We start from the raw sequence: 19045 nt of genomic DNA, 5'->3' as shown, positions 1-19045 counted from the left end.
CGGGCTCTTACAGGCTGGATCGCCGGCCCAGCCCAAGCGAGCGACCGATTTCCGCCAGCCCGAACAAGCGGGCGATACGCATCCAGCCCAGGGCAACCACCACCAGTTGGGTGAGCAGGAAGCCCCACAGCAAACCATGCGCGCCTACCGACACCGTGTGCGCGCGAAGGAGCCCGAACGCAAGCGCCAAAGCGAAGCCCAACGCGGTGATCAACACGTAGGCGAGCAAGCTCGACACGGGCCGCCGCAACAGCTGCAGCAGGCCGCGGAGCATGGCGACGGTGGCCGAACGCAATCCCACATCTGCAATGAACGACGCGCGCGCGGCTTCCACCCAGGCCTGGGTCAACACGATCACGATGCCGGCGGCCCACCACGCCATGTGCTGCGCGCTGTCGGCTTGCGACTGCAGCGTGGCGGCATCGCTGCGGTCGTCGGCCCAATCGAGCCCCCACTGCGCCAGCAGGCCAGCGAGCGCATACGGCAGGATCGACCAGAGCGTGAGTCGAAACATGCGGCCGTATTCGGCCAGGCCACCCTGCAACAACGGGCCGAAGCCGAGCGAGCGCCCTGCCCGGCCGCTCGCCACCACCATGCCGTTGAGCCATGGCAGCCAAAGCAGCATCAGCAGCACGCTGGCCAGTCCGGCGCCATGGAGCGTCGCATGCTGTTTCGACAACGCCACCGCGACATCGCCGAACATCAGGCCGTCGAACTGCTTCGCCCATACCTGCGCATGCGTGGAGTGATCGAGCAAGGCGCCGAGCGACTGCAGCAACGGAAGCGCCGCCACCGACGTGGCGATGAGCGTGGCCACTATCCACAACAGCAGCAACCGCCACTGCAAGGCCGCGAACGGCGCCAATGCGACGGCACCCAGATCGACACGACGAGAACTCTTGTAGGCCATCACAGCGTCACCAGGCATGCGTACAGCGACTGCAACAGCGCCGCGAGATCGGCCGTCCAGCGGCGCGAGGCCGAGGGATAGGCTTTCGTGGTGCGGCTGTCGTTGAGCTTGTTGTCGTCGAGCAGGATTTTGTGTTCCGGGTCGAGTTCGGCGGAAACTGCCGCGGTATCGCCCGTGAAGACAAAACGCGCCCAGCGGCGGTCATCGTCCCAGCGCACGTCGACGTGCGATCCACCGGCAAACGTCACGCGCAGGATCTGCGGCACGGCCGCACCTTCGCGCACGACCGTGATCGTGCTGCGAATGGGAAAAGCGCCCGGCTTGGTTCTTCCCGTGTCGGGATGGGATTTCTTCCACGCGTCGTCCGCCTTCGCCACCTGTTCGTAGCGGTCATCGTCCGTCAGCTCCGTGCGCTGGCCGTTCTTCAGCCAGCTGCCGGCTTCGGGCAGCACCCTGCTGGTGTCGATCGACACCACACGATCGTCGATGCGCACCGTCCCATAGACGAATTGGTCGAATACCTCGTTCACCGCGCGCGCATTGCCGGAAACATCGATCAGCGTCGCGCGCAGATCCGCGGCGGAGGGATGGCGGAAATGCCAGCGCCGATAGTATTCGCGCATCGCCTGCGCCATCGTGTCCTTGCCCAACCGTTCCTCAAGATCGTGCATGGCGGTGGCCGTGCGCGAATACACGGTGCCGTAGCTGGAGGTGGAATAGCGATCCCAACTGTTCTGTCCCAACGGATCGAACGGATGCGCCAGGCCGGCATCAAGGCGTTCGAAGGCGAACGCCTCCATCGAGGGCGTGATGCCGGCGCGCCGCAACCAGCTGCCGGGCGCGAGCACGCGCTGGCCGCGTTCGCGCAACATGCGATCGTCCCAGTATTCGTTGATGCCTTCATCGAGCATCGGCTCCTCGAATTCGTTCGAGGCGAGCAGGCCGTAGAAATAGCCATGGCCGAATTCGTGGATGGTCACGAAGTCGATGTTCCACTGATCCATGGTGCCCTTGTCGATCGCCTTGTCGCCCTCGACGGTGAAGAAGGTCGGATACTCCATGCCGCCCGCTTCATCCGCATTGAACGGCGGCACCACGGCGGTCACGGTGCGATACGGATACGGCCCCAGCGTGTCGGAAAAATAGGTCAGCGAGTCCAGCGTGGCCTTGAGCACCGGCTGCGCGGTGGCGATGTATTCCGGCGGATAGATCACGCGCACCGCCACGCTGGGACTACCCGGCCCCTGCCAGCTGCCGTCCAGCGTACGGAATCCCTTGGCGGCGACCCATGCGAAATCGTGAACGTCGTGCTGCAGGAAGTGATAGGTGGTCTTGCCGTTCTGCTCGGAGGGCTCGCCCTGCTGCGCGCCGACCGCGCCAACGGTGTAGTCGGAGGGCACCGTGAGCCGCACATCGTAGCTGCCGAAGTCCGCGTAGAACTCGCTGTTGAAATGGAACTCGTGCACGTTCCACTGCGCCTGGGTGGCACCGCGCTCGCCGGGCAACTCGAGCACGCCGATCTTGGGGAACCACTGCGCCACCAGATTGAAGTTGCCCCACCAGCCGGTGCGCTCGATCACGCGAGGCAGCTGGCTGACGAAGTCGATATCCAAGGTGAGCGTGCCGCCGGCAGGCACCGGCTCGGCGAGATCGATGGCGGCCACGGTCTGGTCGGTGGCCGGTCCGTCGTCGGGATGCACGAAGCTCCATTTCAGCGCGGCGTTGCCCTGCTGCACGCTGGTCAGGTTGATCCAGCCCCACTCGCCTTTTGCTGGCGTGGCTTGCGCGCGCGAATGCCCATGCGCCGCGAACACGCTGCGTTCGGTGAAGAAGGTGCTGCCTTCGTTCTGGAAGGCATTGAGATAGAGATGAAGGTAGATGCGATTGACCGGATGCTGGCTGCGATTGCGCCAGCTGAGTTGTTCGCTGCCCTTGACGCTGTGCCTGGCCGCGTCCAACTCGGCGTCGATGCGATAACTTGCGACGCGATCGGAGAGCGTGGGTTCGTTGCCTGTGCGGACGCCGCCCCATGCATCGGGCGCGCTCGCTTCATGCGGTGCGGCAGCGTGGGCCTTGGCCAGTGGAATCGCCAGCGGCGGCGTGGCGGTGCTGCTTGCCGGTGCCGGTGCATCCTGCGCGGTCACCGCCGCTGACAGCGCCAAACAGGCCAGCGCCAGCCAGAGACGCGGCGCGCCTTGCAAACACATTCGCATGTACCCCTCCCCCCAAGGAACGCCGTCCAGACTGCGGCATCGGCGCATCGCCATCCTATAGGCTAAAGGTCACGGCAACTCAATAGACGTCGCGACGGTAGCAACCCGCTTCGCGCAGTTGTTCGACCTTGGCGTCGCCCAGGGTTTCGCGCAGGACCGCGTCGACGCCCGGGGCCATTCCCGCAAGGCTGCCGCACACATAGATGGCGGCTCCCTGCTCAATCCACTGACGCAACACATCGGCGGAGGCTCGCAAGCGGTCCTGTACGTAGAGGCGTGATTCGCCCTCGCGCGACCAGGCCAGGTCGAGCCGCTCGAGCATGCCCTGGCGCTGCCATTGCAGGATCTCGTCGCGGTGATAGAAATCGTGGGCGGATTCGCGTTCGCCGAACAGCAACCAGTTGCGTCCGCGGCCCTTTTCCACACGAGCCTTCAACAGGGCGCGCAAGCCTGCCAGACCGGTGCCGTTGCCGATCAGCACCAACGGTCGATCATCGGTTGGCGCGTGAAAGCCGGGATTGGCGCGAATACGCAACGCGATCTCGCCACCGGCTTGCGCATGCTGGGTGAGCCAGCCCGAGCCGATGCCTGCCGAACCGTCGTCCCGCTGCATGCGACGCACGAGCAGGTGCACGGCACCGTCGGTCGGCACGGAAGCAATCGAGTATTCGCGGTGCGGCAGCGCCTGCAAGGCCGCCACCAGCGCTTCAGGCGTTTCGTGCCGGGCATCGCCATCCGGCCAATGACTCGCTGACACCCACTCGCGCAAGCTCGCCCGGCGACCTGCGTGCTCGATCATGACGTCGCCGTCGAGCGCATGCGTCGTCAACCATGTTTCGACATCGGAAGGCGCATGGCGTGGCCCGATCTCCACCAGATCGCCCGCTTGCCAGCTCGCCCCGCCATCCAACGGACGCAGCGCCAGATGGAAGCACGGACCGCCTGCGCTGCCGGGATTGAGCAGGCTGCGCTCGACCAGCTGCCACCGCTGATAGTCCGGCGACTGCCAATCCGGCAAATCGCTCGCACCAGAAAGCAACGCGAGATGATGTTGCCAATGGCGCAGCGCCGCCGCGTCGCCGTTATCCACTTCCACCGCATCGAACAGCGGGGTCGCGCCGCTTTGCTGCAACCAGTGCTGCAGCGCGCGGCCAAAGCCGCAGAAGTCGTCGTAGTCGCGGTCGCCCAGTGCGAGCAGGCCGTAGCGCAGCGTGGCGAGCGACTGGGGCGAGCGCATGAACTGCGTAACAAAGCGGGCGGCGCTGTCGGGCGCATCGCCTTCGCCGGTGGTGCTTACCACGAACAGCACGCGCTCCGCGCCGGCCAGTGTTTCCGGATCCAATTGTCCGAGCTCGCTCAATCGCACCGACTCGCCGGCTGCCTGCAGGCTGTCCGCCGTCTGCCGCGCCCATTGCTCGGCGTTGCCGGTCTGGCTTGCGAATGCGACGAGGATGCTGCGCGACGCATGGGCAGGGGTGGCCGTCGTACGCTGGGACTGCCGCTGCGTTGCGCGACGACGATGCCACGCCAGCCACACGGTAAATCCCACCCACAGCAGGAACACGATGGCTGCACTGAACCAGCGCAATGCGCCCGGGTCGTGCCATTCCCATTCGTGCGCGTGTAGTGTCATCAACGCCGCGATCAGCGCGGCGAGCAATCCACCAAGCAGCAGATTGCCCCAGGCGGGGCGCTTCGATGTAGCGGATGGCGTGCTCATGACGCCAGCGCTGCCTCGAACGCCGGCGAAAGATATTCTTCCAACCCGCTTGCGCCGTGCACGATGAACATCACTGCGAGGCCGCGGTCTTTTGCATACGCCATGCCCTGATCCGGCCCCAGCACGGTCATCAGCGTGCCCATCGGATCAGCCTGCATCGCCTCACCAGCTAGCACGCTGACCGAAGCCACCGTGTGCGGCACCGGCCGACCTGTGCGCGGATCGATGTGGTGCGAATAGGTCACACCCTCGGCAGCGAACTGGCGACGATAGTCGCCGGAGGTGGCGATGGCGCGTCCCGTGAGGCAAACCACCTGGCTGAGCTGGTCGGCGTACTGCACGGCGCCGCTCGCCGCACCGGGGCGCTCGATGCCGATGCGCCACGGCGAGCCATCCGGCTTGCTGCCCTTGCCTTTCATCTCGCCGCCGACTTCGACGAGCCACGCATCGACGCCGGCAGCATCGAGGAAACGGCCGACCAGATCGACGCTGTAGCCTTTGGCCACCGACGAAAGGTCCAGATAGACGCCACCGGGCTGATACAAGCTGTGCGTGCTGGCATCCAACTTCAGGCGCCACCAGCCGATGCCCTCACGCGCAGCCTCGATCGATGCGCGCGTCGGCGGTTCGCGTCGCGCGCCATCGGGACCGAAACCCCACAGATTCACCAGCGGGCCTACCGTGGGATCGTACGCGCCATCGCTGTCGCGCGCCACCTGCAACGCGTGCTTCACCACTTCGAAACACTCGGCCGGCAACACGTGCCACGTACCGGCCGGCGCCGCATTGAAACGCGATAGCGACGAGCTGGACTTGTACGTGCTCATCTGGCCATCGACCAGATCGAGCACCGCCTGGATGCCCGCCACCTGCGATGCCAGCGACCGCTCCGCCTGCATCACCGCACGCACCGACCAGAACGTGCCCATGGTCTCGCCTTGCGCGGATTGCACGATGTCGAGAGGCTTCATGGACAGCGCACCGTTCCGATCGATGGCATCGCTTGCGTGGGGCATTACTGCGGCAGCACTTCCAGCGTGGCGGCGTAGGAGAGGCGACGCACCTTGGCCTGCTTGATGCTGGACTTGTTGTCCTGCGTGCTGGCGTTCACCCAGTACATGCCGGCGTGCGGCCAGGTGATGCTGAACTTGCCATCCTTGTCGGTGGTGACGTCGATTTCTTCCGGCGCATTGCGATAACGCGTCTCGCCGGCGATGGCCATCACCTTGAGGTTCGATGCCGGCTTGCCGTCGAGCAGCAGCTGGAACGTCGCCGCCTCGCCCGAGGCGAGATCGGTGAAGCGGGTCACCGGCACCAGCTCAAGGCCCTTGCCGCTGGGCTTGAGCGCGCCGTCGCTCGGCTTGCCGTTGGTGACGAAGGTTTCCACGCGGTTGATCGAATCGGAGACTTCCACGTTCTTCGCGTTGGACGGAATCGACTTGGCCAGCTCGGCCGCGTCGCCGCGCCAGCGCTTCTTCTGGCCGTCCACTTCGTAGCTGGCGAACAGGCCGCCGTTCACGGCGGCAATCTTGTACGTGCCGGCTTCGGTCAGATGCACGTCGAACACGCTGCGGTACTGGCCGGTAAGCGCATTCTCCGGTTTGGCCGTCTGGCCGTCCGGCAGCGTGATGCTCACGCGGTCCAGCTGCACCGGCATATGGTCGGGATAGAACAGGTCGTTGGAGACGGCAGCATCCACCGTCACCCACGGGTCGGCACCGGAGACATTGGTGGCCGACGGCACCATCCACATCTTGTGCGCCTGCGCGGTGAACGGCAGTGCCAGCGCCAGCGCCAGTGCGCCCCACTTCAACGAATGCTTGATCATGCGGCTGTGCTCCTTCATTTACGGGGCGAGATCGACTTTGACGGCACCGAGTTCGCTGCTGCCCTGGGCGGCGAGCTGCTGCGGCGCCGCGGCGGGCCAGGTGAACGGCACGCGCACCACTTCGCGGCCGCCAACTTCGCGCGCGGCCTCCACCACCAGTTCGTACTTGCCCGGCGCCAGCTCGGCCAGCGGCGCCTTGCCCTCGTGGAAGCTCAGCTTCTGGTCGCCGGCCGGACGCGTTGCTCCGGACACGCCGTCCACCGGCATCTGCAGCTCGCGGCCGCCGCGACGCCACCACTGGCGCAACTCGGGCAGCCACTTGGTACCAGCGCCTTCCTTCGATTCTTTTTGCGCATACCACACGGCCAGCTGCGCGGCGACGGAATGATCTTCGCGCTCCACCCACACGGCGGTATACGGACGGTGGTATTCCGCCACGTTGAGCTGGGGAATCTGCACTGTGACGTTGAGGTCGGCCGCGGCGACCGGAGCGGCCAGCAGCATCGCGGGGAGGGTCAGGGAAAGGCGGCGCATGATGTCCTCGGTTAGGCGCGAGAAGAAGAATCGAAAACGATGGAAGACGGGAATGGTGTACCGCTGGACCCGGACATCTTCATGCTCGTCCGCTCACTTTTCATGTCAGTGGATGAAGATCAGCGCAAGCAGCAGCGGCAGCACCAGTCCGAAGGCAACCAGCGGCCAGGTCGCGCCGCGCTGCGCGGCATGCATCTTCAGCAAGAGCAGGCCGGTGACCGAAAAGATCACGCAGGCCAGCGCAAATACATCGATGAACCAGCCCCACGCCGGTCCGGCATGGCGGCCTTTGTGCAAATCGTTGAGGTAGGCAATGACGCCGCGCGAGCTGCGCTCGGTTTCCACCTTGCCGGTTTCGCGGTCGATGCTCAGCCACGCATCGCCGCCCGGCCGCGGCATCGAGAGATAGATTTCATCGGACGACCAATCGCCGGTGCGGCCGGCCACGTCAACGTCGAGCGTGGCGCCAACCCAGTCCGCCACGGCGGCCGGCAAGGCCACGCCCTTGCGCTCGTCGTCGCCACTCACGGCCTTGAGCAAGGCGGCGGGCAATTGCGCGTTGCGATGGACCGTACTCGCCTGCGCCTCGATCTGGCCGGCGTGGTTGAGCGTGAAACCGGTAATGGCGAACAGCAGCATGCCCACCAGGCACAGCGCGGAGCTGATCCAGTGCCATTGATGGAGTTGCTTGAGCCAGAACGCGCGGCTCGCTCCCATCCGGTTGTTGTGCGACCGCGCCGCTGATTCCATGCCTGCCTTTCAGAGCCTGTTGATGGTCTCTTTCGAATCAACGCCAAACCGCATGACGCGCATGCAACCGAGTCGCCCGCCCGTTGTCTCAAACCTGCACCAGGGCGCTAAGCTTCCCACCATCTGGGCAGCCTGCTCCTGACATAGGGTCGGAATGTTGCCATAAATGAGAATCACTCGCAATTCAATAATGATGGCTCGCGCACCCATTCACGCGCCGAACTGCCACCTCAGCCGGAAGACTTTATGCGCATTTTGATTGCCGAGGACGATCCCTCGATTGCCGCCGGTGTCAGCGCCTCGCTGCGCCAGGGCGGCCACGCGGTGGACTGCGTGACCGATGGCGCCAAGGCCGATGCTGCCCTGCGCGACACTCCGTACGACCTGCTTATTCTCGACCTGGGCCTGCCCAACCTGGACGGCGCCGATGTGCTGCAGCGGCTGCGCAAGCGCGGCACCGGCCTGCCGGTGCTGGTGATCACCGCCCGCGAAGGTTTGCGCGAACGCGTGCGGGTGCTCGATCTGGGCGCCGACGACTACCTGGTGAAGCCGTTCGCGCTCGCCGAATTCGAAGCACGCGTGCGCGCGCTGTTGCGCCGCTACACCTCGCAGGGCGCCCCTGAACTCACCATGGGACGGCTGCGCCTGGATCTTCCCGGCCACCGCGCCTGGATCGACGACCAGCCGCTCGAGCTCACCGCCCGCGAATTCGGCCTGCTCGAAGCACTGGCCGCACGCCCCGACCGCGTGACCAGTCGCGCCCAATTGGTCGAAGCGTTGTGCAGTTGGGACGAAGAACTCACCGACAACGGCCTGGACATCGCCATCTATCGCCTGCGCCGCAAGCTCGCTGACTCGGGCACGCAGGTACGCACCATCCGCGGCCTCGGTTACCTGCTGGAAGAAGTGAAGGAAGGCAAGGAAACCAAGCCATGAGCGAACGGGCGCGCACGCAGGACGCATCGTGGCTCTATCGCATGATCGAACCCGATGGCCGCCCCAGCTTGCGCCATCGCCTGCTGTCCTCCTTGCTGGTGCCGTTGATGATGTTGCTGGCGGTGGAAAGCCTGATCACCTACGGCGGCGCGCTGATCTATTCCAACCACGTGCATGACCGCGACCTGGGCGACGATGCGATGACGCTCGCCCAGATGCTCAGCCAGGAAGACCTCGGCGGACAGATCTCGCCGCAGGCGCGCTTCCTGCTGGAATACGCGCCCGAAGGGCACAACTACTTCAACGTCAGCAGCCAGAAGCACGGCCTGCTGGCCGGCTCGGCCGAATTGCAGCCCGCGCCGTTGAGCGGGGCCAGTTCTGATGGCGAGCCCGCGCTGTTCACCACCACGCTGGTCACGCCGACGCAGAAGTTCCGCGAACTGCGCGCCGCCACGGTGCGCATACCGAACCTGCAGGATCCCAGCGACCAGCTCACGGTCACCATGGCCGAGACCTTCCACGATCGCCACCAGCGCGCCCGCGAAATCCTGCTGCTCAGCATTCCGGCGCAGGCCTTGCTGATCGCCAGCGTGTTTTTCCTGGTGCTCTACGGCGTGCGCGTGGGTTTGCGCCAGCTCGATCCGCTCACGGCGCGGCTGGCTTCGCGCGAACACGATCTGGCCCCGATCGGCGATGCCGATGTGCCGGTGGAAATCCTTCCGCTCACGCGCACCATCGACGGTTTGTTCGCGCGCCAGCGCGGCATGCTGGCGTTGCAGGATCGTTTCATCGCCGACGCCGCGCATCAGCTCAAGACGCCGCTGGCCGGGCTGCGCGTGCACGTGGAGCGCGCGCAGGCCGATCCCAGCAAGGAAACGGTCACCGACGCCCTGCAACACATCCTGCGCCTCACCCAACGGGCCAGCCGCACCTCCAGCCAGTTGCTCGCGTTGACGCGCGCGCAGTCGCCGGATCTCAACGAAACCGCGCCGTGCGTGCTGCTGGACCTGGCGCAGGTGATTCCCGAACTGCTGGGCGTGCGCGTGCACGACGCCATCGCCGCTGGCGTCGATCTGGGCTACGAAGGGCCGGCCGGCCCCGTGTGGATCGACGCCGATCGCCTGTCGCTGCAGGAGATGCTCGACAACATGATCGACAACAGCCTGCGCTACGCCGGCCGCGGCAGCATCCTCACCATCGGCGTGTCAGTGCTGAGCGAAGGTCCCTGCGTGAGCGTGGAAGACAACGGCCCCGGCGTACCCGCGGCCTTCCTCGAACGCCTGGGCGAACGTTTTTTCCGCGTGCCGGGCATGACCGAAGAAGGCACCGGCCTGGGACTGGCCATCGTGCAGCGCATCGCGCAGCGCCATCGCGCCGCCGTGCGCTTCCTCAATGGCAGCATGGGTGGCTTGCGCGTGGAAGTGGTGTTTCCGCCGGCGCGTACGACGCGGTCGGTCAGCTGACGCAGCCCGGCACGCCGCCGCGTCCTTTCAGAGCAATCCGATGTATTTGTCCGGGCAAGTCGTGGAACATGCCTAGGCTCACATGAGGGCATCGGGTGCGGCATCTGATCGCCCATCGCGCCATTGGACGCGGCAATCACCTGCACCGTTGCGGATGAACAAGCCACGCGCCGCCGGAACGTTGGCATGTGTGTCCACCACGACTCCATGCCATGGCCAAGACCAAAGAACGCTCCATTTGGCACCATAGAACGTCGCTCTTCCGCCGCGTCGCCGCCGAATTCGGCCGTGACGAGAAACTGCTTGCCGCGCTTCCTCGACTAGCCCTCTCCGATCCCGATCCCTCAGTGCGACGAGCGGCACTGTCGCGTTCCGCCGACCTTGCGGCAGCGCAAGAAGCCTCCTATACCGACGGCGATGCCGAAAATCGCGTGTTTGCCCGTGCCCTGTATTTTTCGCTGATGGCCGGCACCCACGAACAAGCCCCGCCGCTCTCCACGCGCTTGCGGCTGATGAAGGTACAGAGCGACCGCGCGTTGATCCTGCATGTTTCGATCTATAGCCCGAACAAGAGTCTGCGCGCCGTGGCGCAACAAAGTCTGGAGAACGACCGCCACGAGGGAACGCGAGAGGTAACGCCGGATCTCGGCTTCTCCGATCCGATCTTCAACAAGGTCCGCTCTCGCGTCATGCTCCGCCGTGCGATCGTAACCGTCGCCTGCGAAATTGAACGCTCGCTGGGCGTCGCCGACGAGAACGCGGCACTGAAGTGGGCCGACGCGATGGAACGCTTCGTCGGCGACTGGCCGGCCCGCTGGCCGCTGCCTCATTACGTCGCGCGGGCGAGCCGGCTTCTGCAGATCGCACTGTTCAGCGCGCCCAAGCCGCCGCTTGCGCCGCCCAGGCGCAAGGACCTTAGCTTCGCGTCCCCGACATTCAATCTCCCGCCCGGGACCGCCCACAAGACATGACAACCCGAAGCAGCATGTTCAATCGCAAACGCCCCACGTCAGACCATGCCAATGTCGCCACCAGCCTGATCGCTCAAGGCACCTGCATGACCGGTGACATCAGCTTCACCGGCTCCCTGTTCCTCGATGGGCGCATCGACGGCCAGGTCATTGCCACCGAGCCGGGAGCGTTGCTGACGATCGGTGAGCAAGGCGTGGTGCGAGGAAATATCGACGTGCCCGCCGCCGTCGTTCATGGCCACGTATCTGGCGACGTCTACACCACGGAAAGACTCGAACTGGCCAGCTCGGCAAGGATCGCCGGCGATCTCCACTATTGCTCCATCCTGGTAGTGGCCGGCGCGCAGATCAACGGACGAATGCATCACCGTTCGCCGGAAAGCGAAGCAAGCTCGGCATCGGCCATGCCGTCGGACGACTTCGCCGAAGTCGTCGTTTCGGCGGAGATTCGCTCGGAAGAGGTAGCGACCTCTTCCGAGGAGACCACCGAAGCCTTGTCCGCCGCGAAGACGTTCGAGCCGACGAACGACGCGTCGGTGGATGCGCTCAAGCAAACCGCCGTTGCAGCAGAACCCCTGCTGGTCGTTCGGCCGCGCAAGCGCGGAAGGATGCGCTGACCTGGGACAGTCCCTGATCGACGTTGCCCCGCACAATGGCGGGGCAACGTTTCGACGCATGCGGACTTGTCCGATCCTCAGTTGACGCGAGTCTCGGCCTTCAGCGCAGAGACCAGCACTTCGACGCGGCGGTTCGCGGCGAGACAGGCGATCAACGCGCTGCGCTCGGCCTGGGCGCATTCCGCCACCGGATTGCGCTTGCCGCTGCCTTCGGCCTGAATCAGGCTGCTCTCCACACCGCGAGAGACAAGGTAGTTCTTCACCGTGTCGGCGCGCCGCTGCGAAAGATCATCGTTATAGGCGTCGCTGCCCAAGCGATCGGTGTAGCCGACCACGCGAACACCCTGCACCTGGCCTGCGTGCTGCTGGATACCCTCGGCGAGCCTGTCGAGTTTGGCGCGGCCCTCAGCCGACATGTCCGACGGTCCCGCGCGATCGAACGCGAACAACGCATCCGAACCAAGCGTAAATCGCTCGGTGCTGACGGCTGGCGCCACCACCGCCGGCAATGGCGCCGGAGCCCGTGCCGGCTGCTGGAAGCGCGAACACTCGTCGGGCAGCCAGTAGAAGCCCTGCGCCAGCTTGTCGTTGTCGAACAGAACCTTGAACTGGCACGTCACCACATGATCGCTTTCCACCGGCTCGCGGAAATGGAAGACGTAGTTCCACTCACGCACGCCCCACACGCCCTCGCTGAAATGCGGATAGCCGATCAGATCGCTGACCTGTTGCTTGTTGAGGCCCGCATGCATACGGGCGAGGTTGTCGAGGTTGGGGAACGTTCCATCCTTGTGCATCGGGGTGGTGTCGCGAATGGCGGGCCAGTTGATCGAATCCGCGGACTGGCCGTCCTTGTGGACGTTGCGACTGACGTTGCCGCAGGCGGTCAGCGCGAATGCCGCCGCCAGCAGCGCGACTTTGAAGAACTTGATATGGATGCGCATGTTTGTTTGCAGACCTTGATACCGTTGAATACAAAAGCCGTTGATCCCTCTGCCGCGTCGGCAGAGGGATGTCCATGGTTGGCTCTTACCAGGCCACGCCCGCTCCGATGTTTGCGCCGAGACCGTCCTGCTGCGAACCCGTCGCACTGGCCTTGAAGATGTAGCGGCCACTTTCAGTGATGGTGGAAACGCCCACCGAGATGGCGCTCTGCCCGCGATAGGTGCCGATACCGACGCCCGCGACGCTCTGATTGGGCTGATAGGCCTGGGGAATGCCTGCCGATGCCAACGCGGAGGCCGTGCCGGCGTAGGCGCGCTTGCCCATCTGGTTGACCTGCTGGTCGGTGTAGCTCTTCGCCCAGTTCTTCGTGTTGCCCATCGCGTCGTTGAGCTGACCCACGTTCACCGCATCCGAGGTGGCCGTACCCGCTTGCACGTTGTGGATGGTGGCGTTGCCACCGCTCGGATTGAGCGTGACCGAGTTGTAGTTGGTCGAGCCATCGCTGTTGGTGTCGTACTGCACGCCGCCAGCCTGAGCCGATTTCAGCTGACTCACGTTGACCGCATCCGTGCCCTGGGTACCGGCAGCCACGTTGGTGATCTGACGCTCGCTGCCCGTCGAACCCATCGACACGGCGTTGGCGCGATCGGCAACCGAGTTGTTGCCAATGGCCACGCTGTTGCTCGCGCTCGCCTGCGAGCCGTTGCCCAAGGCAAGACTGTTCTCGCCCGAAGCCGTCGCGCCTGCACCGCCTGCAGCAGAGTTTTTGCCGGTGGGCGTGGGGGCCGGCGCCTTCTGATCGGCGCTGGTCTGGAACATGCCCGCCTGTCCGGTGCTGATGTTGCTGATGTCGCCGGCGATGTTGTTGACGGTGGTTTCGACCTTGCTCACGCGACCGTCCAGCTTGTCGACGGCCTGGTTGGTTGCATACAGCTGGGAGCCGTTCACGGCATCGGTGCTGTCGGAAGAGAGCACGCCTGCAGCCACGTTGGTGATGGTGCGTTCCTGCCCCGCAACCCCAACGCTCACCGTGCCCGTCGGACTGCTGCCGGCAAACGTATAGTTGTCGCCGGCGATGGTCGCGCCCGCGGTACCCTTCACCGCTCCCGTGGTCGAGTTCGTACCCAGAGCCACGCTGTTGTCGGTGCTGGCGCTGGCGTTCTGGCCCAACGCCACGGACGAGGCACCTGCGGCTTTGGCACCCACACCAACCGCGATGGCATTCGTACCGGAGGCGCCATCGTTGTTGTAGTTGCTGCCTTGTGTACCGCCATCGTTGACGCTGAAATAGTGCGTCTTCGCGCCCTCCACCGTCGTGTTGAGCTGGCTGACGTTCACCGCATCGGCGGGGTCCTCGCCATCGGCGACGTTGGTAATCTTCTTGCCGCCCGCATCGATGCCGTTGATGGTGACGCTGGGGCCGCCCGCGATGGTCAGGCCGTTGTTGTTCACCACCGTGTTGCCCATGGTGACGCTGCCGGTATCGCCAAGATCGAGGTTCTTGTTGAGGGTCATCTCGACCTGGCCGTTGTTGTCGGTACCGGTCTGGGTGACGGTGACGTTGTTGTCGCCGGTGAAAGTCACCTTGCCGTTCGGGCCGACCTTGGCCGTATTGCCGTTCGCATCGGTCACGTTCCAGCCGGCGTTGGCGGCGTCCTGAACCTGCTTCAGCTGCGAGCCGTTGATGGCATCGGTCGACGTGTCGCTGACCTCGCCGGCCGCCAGGTTGGTGATCTTGCTGCCACCTGCATCGATGCCGTTGATGGTGATGCTGGGGCCGCCAGCGATGGTCAGACCGTTGGTGTCCACCACCGTGTTGCCCATGGTGACGCTGCCGGTATCGCCAAGATCGAGGTTTTTGTTGAGGGTCATCTCGACCTGGCCGTTGTTGTCGGTACCGGTCTGGGTGACGGTGACGTTGTTGTCGCCGGTGAAAGTCACCTTGCCGTTCGGGCCGACCTTGGCCGTATTGCCGTTCGCATCGGTCACGTTCCAGCCGGCGTTGGCGGCGTCCTGAACCTGCTTCAGCTGCGAGCCGTTGATGGCATCGGTCGACGTGTCGCTGACCTCGCCGGCCGCCAGGTTGGTGATCTTGCTGCCACCTGCATCGATGCCGTTGATGGTGATGCTGGGGCCGCCAGCGATGGTCAGACCGTTGGTGTCCACCGTGGTGTTGCCCGTGGTCACACTGGTGAACACCGGCTTGTCGGTCATCTGCACCTGCAGCACGCCATTGGCGTCCACCTCGGTCCTGAGGTTGTCGCCGGTATACGTGCCCGCCGACGTGCCCTTGCCCTGGATCGACACGGTATCGCCGAGCTTCTTCTGCACCGTGCCGGTGTTGCCGGCGAAGGTCAGCGGCGTGTCGGCGAGATCATCGAGCTGGGACTTGTTCACGGCATCGCTGGGCGCCACGCCGTTGGCGACGTTGGTGATCTTGGTGCCGCCGGTCCTGGTGACCGGATTGTAGGTGGGGCCACCCAGCGTGACGCTGTCGTGCGTGCTGTTGTCATAGAGCACCGCATCGGCGGTGGCGCCCTTGAGCTGCGCCACGTTCACGGCATCGCTGTCAGCAGTACCTGCAGCGACGCCGGTGATCTGGCGAAACTTGTTGGTCGCGGCATCGCCCACGCTGACCGCGCCAAGCGTGCTCCTGGTGGCGTTGATCGCGGCCGCCTGCGCTGCTGTCGCTGCGGCAGGTACATAGCCTGCGATGCCTGCAGCGGTATTGGCCAGCGACTTGCTGCCGATGGCCACGCCATCAGCGGCGAGCGCCTTGGCACTGTTGCCGAGCGCGGTGGAATTGTCGCCGCTGGCACTGGCGCTGTAACCGGAGGCCAACGCCCTGACTCCGGCCGCATTGGCGCCATAGCCGAACGAAGTGGCACCGGTTCCGGTGGCGCTGCTGGTCGATCCCGCAGCGGTCGACATGTCTCCAATGGCTTGCGCGCCAGAACCGATACCCGTCGCCATCAGTCCCGTCGCCACGGAACCGTCACCCATGGCAATCGAGGAATCCCCGGATGCGGTTGCATCGGTTCCGACGGCCAGCGCCGACCTGCCCGATGCGCTGGCATCCACACCAGCCGCCAGCGCGTTCGCACCCGTCGCACCATCGTTGTTGTAGTTGCCGCCCTGCACTCCGCCATCGTTGACGCTGTAATAGCTCGCGATGGTATCCAGGCCACTCTTGAGTGCGGAGACGCCAGCGGATATGGCGGGCGCGGAGAGACCGCCGACCAGCAAGGCCCCCGCGATGGCGAGAGTCAGCTTGGCCGAGCCCGACTTCTGGTGACCCGCGGCCAACTCAGAGACGACAACGAAACATTCTTTCTCGTCATCCCAAACGACATGATAGATTTTGTTCACGACAAGTCCTTCCAGCGGCAACGTAAGAAACCGGCGCCATACTAGAAATCACTTTAAGTAGCGCATATACGCCACTGTCTGAAAAATTATTTTTGCATCGGCAAAGCGTGCGCGAAAAATCTCCGACGTTTCATGGCGTTGGACGGCGCATCAGCAAATGCCTACAAGCAATCGTGCGAATGCCGTCGCTTTGACGAGCGAATCACTGTCATCCCGATGACTGCATTGGCATGACGCGTGCTCACTCGACATCGCCAGCCAGGACAACCTGCAGGCACCGCACAAAAAAATACGGCGATGCATGCGCATCGCCGTTCGTCACACTTCCCCTGCATGGGAACAACTTGAGACAAACCATAAACAGACGCCGCGAGTTGTGATTCGCGGCGTCGTGTTGATTACATCGCCTTCTTTGCCTTGGTCAGCAGCTGATCGAGCAGCGCGATGGCCAGGTCGATTTCTTCGTGCGTGATGTCCAGCGACGGCGCGAAGGTGATCACGTTCTTGTACCAGCCGCCCACGTCGAGCACGAGGCCGATCTTCTTGCCGTTGTGCTCGAGGTCGCCGGCGAGGCCGATGTCGACCATCTTGTCCAGCAGCGCCTTGTTCGGCGTGAAGCCATCGTCGGTGCAGATCTCGGCGCGCATGGCCAGACCGAGGCCGTCGACGTCGCCGATTTCCTTGTGGCGCTTCTGCAGGTCGCGCAGGCCTTCGAGGAAGTGCGCGCCCTTCTTCGGCACGCTGGTCTCGTAGTCCAGCTCGTAACCCATCTTGATCACTTCCAGACCCAGCGCGGTGCCCAGCGGGTTGGAGTTGAACGTCGAGTGGGTGGAGCCCGGCGGGAAGATGGTCGGGTTGATCAGCTCTTCGCGCGCCCACAGGCCCGACAGCGGATTGAGGCCGTTGGTGAGCGCCTTGCCGAACACGATGATGTCCGGCGTCACGCCGAAGTGCTCGATCGACCACAGCTTGCCGGTGCGCCAGAAACCCATCTGGATTTCGTCGACCACCATCAGGATGCCGTACTGGTCGAGCACCTTCTTCAGGTCCTTGAAGAAGTTCATCGGCGGCAACACGTAACCGCCGGTGCCCTGGATCGGCTCGACGTAGAACGCGGCGTACTCAGCCTGATTGACCTTGGGGTCCCACACGCCGTTGTATTCGGTTTCGAACAGGCGGGCGAACTGGCGCACGCAGGCATCGGAATATTCTTCCGGCGTCATGCCCTTGGGGCGACGGAACGGATACGGGAACGGCACGAACATCGCCCGCTCGCCGAAGTGGCCGAAGCGACGACGGTAGCGGTAGCTCGAGGTGATCGACGAAGCGCCCAGCGTGCGGCCGTGGTAACCGCCCTCGAACGCGAACATCAGGCTCTTGCCACCGGTGTAGTTGCGCACCAGCTTGAGCGAGTCTTCCACCGCCTGCGCACCGCCGACGTTGAAGTGCACGCGGCCCTTCAGGCCGAACTTGTTCTGCGCGTCGACCGCGATGGTCTTGGCCAGTTCGATGCGGGTCTGATGCAGATACTGCGAAGCGACCTGCGGCAGCACGTCGATCTGGTTCTTCAGCGTGTCGTTCAGGCGCTTGTTGCCGTAACCGAAGTTCACCGCCGAGTACCACATCTGCAGATCGAGGAAGCGCGTGCCCGCGGTATCGATCATCCAGCTGCCTTCGCCGTGGCGGAAGATCTTCGGCGGATCGACGTAGTGCACGGTGTCGCCAAAGGAGCTCCACTGCGCCTCATCGGCGAGCAGCTGGGCGTCGGGAATCACCACGCCAGCGGCGTTCTTGTCGTAAGCGTTCATCAGGAAATCCGGAATCGATCAGAGTGGGGATGAACGGGCCAGGCCCGTTCAGGGGATCGTGATGGCCAGGGCGGGTTCGCCCGGCGTGTGTTCGGCCAGCAGGCTGCCATCGAGCAGACGGGGCAGCAGCTCCAGCGCATCCTCGAAGCCGGTGATCGGCACGTAGGGGATGCCGGCGGCGCGGCAATGCTCGATCAGGCGATGCTTGGCGAACACGAAATCGACGCGGTCGGCGGCGCAGAAATCCGAGGCGCCGTCGCCGATCAGCAACGTCTTGGTACCCGTCTTGGCGGCCTGGGCCGCCACGGCGCACTTGCAGGTGCCGCTGCGGCAACCGTCGGCCTGGAACGGCGAGGTCAGCTGCCACTGGCGCGGCGGCGTGGCCGGGGCCAGGTGGTTGGCCGCCAGCGGCAGATCGTCCAGGCCGTAACGGCCCAGGATCTTGTGGATGGCGTAGTCGAGGCCGTCGCTCACCACCCGCAGCGGGGTCGACAATTCGCGTGTCTTGGCCACGAAGGCCGGGAACGCGTGGTCGATCCACAGCGAGGAGAGATGCTTGTCCAGCGCTTCCTGGGTCATGTCCAGCAGACCCACCTGCCCGGTCATGCATTCGCGCGAGCCGATGCGGCCGGCACGCCAGTCCTGCTCCAGCGTTTCCCAGCCGGGACGGCCGAAACGGTCGAGCAGGGAGTCGATCACGTCCTCGACGGAAATGGTGCCGTCGAAATCGCAGAGGATGGTCCAGCCTGTCACTCGGTGCAGCTCCGCTAATGCAGTGTGATGACAAGACTAGAAAGACACCCCTTTCGGCCCCCTTTCTTGCCGAAAGAAGCTGCGCAAATGTCTTCATCCAAACAGACTTTCTCGGCCCCGCCATAAGCCAGTTGTAGGGAAGGTCCGGTATCCTTTACCCAGTCCCGGATCGCCGCGTCGATCGAACCCCCAGGAATTTCGTGCTTCATCGTCGAAACAACCCGGATC

15 protein-coding genes are annotated in these 19045 nt (G+C 64.6%); 4 read left to right on the top strand and 11 right to left on the bottom strand.

Annotated elements, in window-relative coordinates; genetic code table 11:
- Positions 1–7: 7 nt before the first annotated feature.
- The 7 genes from ACN9MB_RS05925 to ACN9MB_RS05895 form a co-directional block, all read right to left on the bottom strand.
- Positions 8–910 (bottom strand): hypothetical protein, encoded by a 903-nt coding sequence (locus ACN9MB_RS05925; RefSeq protein ID WP_426271097.1) that lies wholly within the window; start codon positions 908–910, stop codon positions 8–10.
- On the bottom strand, positions 910–3123 hold the full coding sequence (locus tag ACN9MB_RS05920) for a M1 family metallopeptidase (RefSeq protein WP_426271096.1): 2214 nt from the start codon (positions 3121–3123) through the stop codon (positions 910–912). The genes ACN9MB_RS05925 and ACN9MB_RS05920 overlap by 1 nt, the downstream gene beginning before the upstream one ends.
- Before the next feature lie 79 nt (positions 3124–3202).
- Complete coding sequence (locus tag ACN9MB_RS05915) at positions 3203–4843, bottom strand: sulfite reductase subunit alpha (RefSeq protein ID WP_426271095.1); 1641 nt, start codon at positions 4841–4843, stop codon at positions 3203–3205.
- Entirely contained in the window at positions 4840–5814 is a 975-nt protein-coding gene (locus ACN9MB_RS05910; protein WP_426271094.1) for an FAD:protein FMN transferase, read from the bottom strand. Before ACN9MB_RS05910 ends, ACN9MB_RS05915 begins: the two co-directional genes overlap by 4 nt.
- A gap of 44 nt (positions 5815–5858) precedes the next feature.
- Positions 5859–6671 (bottom strand): DUF4198 domain-containing protein, encoded by an 813-nt coding sequence (locus ACN9MB_RS05905; RefSeq protein WP_426271093.1) that lies wholly within the window; start codon positions 6669–6671, stop codon positions 5859–5861.
- Positions 6672–6689: 18 nt separating this feature from the next.
- A complete protein-coding gene (locus tag ACN9MB_RS05900; protein WP_426271092.1) occupies positions 6690–7205 on the bottom strand; it encodes a DUF2271 domain-containing protein in 516 nt (171 codons plus the stop codon).
- A gap of 105 nt (positions 7206–7310) precedes the next feature.
- Positions 7311–7955: a PepSY-associated TM helix domain-containing protein gene (locus ACN9MB_RS05895; RefSeq protein WP_426271091.1), complete on the bottom strand. Its 645-nt coding sequence runs from the start codon at positions 7953–7955 to the stop codon at positions 7311–7313.
- Positions 7956–8201: 246 nt separating this feature from the next.
- Between ACN9MB_RS05895 and ACN9MB_RS05890 the strand changes: the two genes are divergently transcribed.
- The 4 genes from ACN9MB_RS05890 (at position 8202) to ACN9MB_RS05875 (ending at position 11942) form a co-directional block, all read left to right on the top strand.
- Positions 8202–8891, top strand: coding sequence for a response regulator (locus tag ACN9MB_RS05890; RefSeq protein ID WP_204635136.1), 690 nt, complete (start codon positions 8202–8204; stop codon positions 8889–8891).
- 41 nt (positions 8892–8932) lie between these two features.
- Positions 8933–10354: a sensor histidine kinase gene (locus ACN9MB_RS05885; RefSeq protein ID WP_204635880.1), complete on the top strand. Its 1422-nt coding sequence runs from the start codon at positions 8933–8935 to the stop codon at positions 10352–10354.
- 212 nt (positions 10355–10566) lie between these two features.
- Complete coding sequence (locus ACN9MB_RS05880) at positions 10567–11325, top strand: hypothetical protein (protein ID WP_426271090.1); 759 nt, start codon at positions 10567–10569, stop codon at positions 11323–11325.
- Positions 11326–11339: 14 nt separating this feature from the next.
- The gene (locus tag ACN9MB_RS05875; RefSeq protein WP_426271089.1) at positions 11340–11942 is read left to right on the top strand and encodes a bactofilin family protein; all 603 of its coding nucleotides are present in this window, start codon (positions 11340–11342) and stop codon (positions 11940–11942) included.
- Positions 11943–12019: 77 nt separating this feature from the next.
- Here the strand turns inward: ACN9MB_RS05875 and ACN9MB_RS05870 are convergent, their stop codons facing one another.
- The 4 genes from ACN9MB_RS05870 to ACN9MB_RS05855 form a co-directional block, all read right to left on the bottom strand.
- The gene (locus tag ACN9MB_RS05870; protein WP_426271088.1) at positions 12020–12886 is read right to left on the bottom strand and encodes an OmpA family protein; all 867 of its coding nucleotides are present in this window, start codon (positions 12884–12886) and stop codon (positions 12020–12022) included.
- A gap of 85 nt (positions 12887–12971) precedes the next feature.
- Positions 12972–16256 (bottom strand): ESPR-type extended signal peptide-containing protein, encoded by a 3285-nt coding sequence (locus ACN9MB_RS05865; protein ID WP_426271087.1) that lies wholly within the window; start codon positions 16254–16256, stop codon positions 12972–12974.
- A gap of 398 nt (positions 16257–16654) precedes the next feature.
- On the bottom strand, positions 16655–18064 hold the full coding sequence (locus ACN9MB_RS05860; protein ID WP_204635131.1) for an aspartate aminotransferase family protein: 1410 nt from the start codon (positions 18062–18064) through the stop codon (positions 16655–16657).
- A 48-nt stretch (positions 18065–18112) separates the two neighbouring features.
- Positions 18113–18817: an MtnX-like HAD-IB family phosphatase gene (locus tag ACN9MB_RS05855; protein ID WP_426271086.1), complete on the bottom strand. Its 705-nt coding sequence runs from the start codon at positions 18815–18817 to the stop codon at positions 18113–18115.
- Between the last annotated feature and the right edge of the window lie 228 nt (positions 18818–19045).

It is taken from the genome of Dyella kyungheensis, assembly GCF_049913195.1.
GTDB lineage: Bacteria > Pseudomonadota > Gammaproteobacteria > Xanthomonadales > Rhodanobacteraceae > Dyella > Dyella kyungheensis.
The sequence above is the reverse complement of the archived record's forward strand: the minus strand, read 5'-3'. Positions and strand labels throughout refer to the sequence as shown.

Coding starts and splice junctions, on each gene's coding strand:
- ACN9MB_RS05890 (WP_204635136.1), top strand. CDS start 8,202: ATGCGCATTTTGATTGCCGAGGACGATCCCTCGATTGCCGCCGGTGTC.
- ACN9MB_RS05880 (WP_426271090.1), top strand. CDS start 10,567: ATGGCCAAGACCAAAGAACGCTCCATTTGGCACCATAGAACGTCGCTC.
- ACN9MB_RS05900 (WP_426271092.1), bottom strand. CDS start 7,205: ATGCGCCGCCTTTCCCTGACCCTCCCCGCGATGCTGCTGGCCGCTCCG.
- ACN9MB_RS05870 (WP_426271088.1), bottom strand. CDS start 12,886: ATGCGCATCCATATCAAGTTCTTCAAAGTCGCGCTGCTGGCGGCGGCA.
- ACN9MB_RS05920 (WP_426271096.1), bottom strand. CDS start 3,123: ATGCGAATGTGTTTGCAAGGCGCGCCGCGTCTCTGGCTGGCGCTGGCC.
- ACN9MB_RS05885 (WP_204635880.1), top strand. CDS start 8,933: ATGATCGAACCCGATGGCCGCCCCAGCTTGCGCCATCGCCTGCTGTCC.
- ACN9MB_RS05895 (WP_426271091.1), bottom strand. CDS start 7,955: ATGGAATCAGCGGCGCGGTCGCACAACAACCGGATGGGAGCGAGCCGC.
- ACN9MB_RS05925 (WP_426271097.1), bottom strand. CDS start 910: ATGGCCTACAAGAGTTCTCGTCGTGTCGATCTGGGTGCCGTCGCATTG.
- ACN9MB_RS05905 (WP_426271093.1), bottom strand. CDS start 6,671: ATGATCAAGCATTCGTTGAAGTGGGGCGCACTGGCGCTGGCGCTGGCA.
- ACN9MB_RS05860 (WP_204635131.1), bottom strand. CDS start 18,064: ATGAACGCTTACGACAAGAACGCCGCTGGCGTGGTGATTCCCGACGCC.
- ACN9MB_RS05915 (WP_426271095.1), bottom strand. CDS start 4,843: ATGAGCACGCCATCCGCTACATCGAAGCGCCCCGCCTGGGGCAATCTG.
- ACN9MB_RS05875 (WP_426271089.1), top strand. CDS start 11,340: ATGTTCAATCGCAAACGCCCCACGTCAGACCATGCCAATGTCGCCACC.
- ACN9MB_RS05910 (WP_426271094.1), bottom strand. CDS start 5,814: ATGAAGCCTCTCGACATCGTGCAATCCGCGCAAGGCGAGACCATGGGC.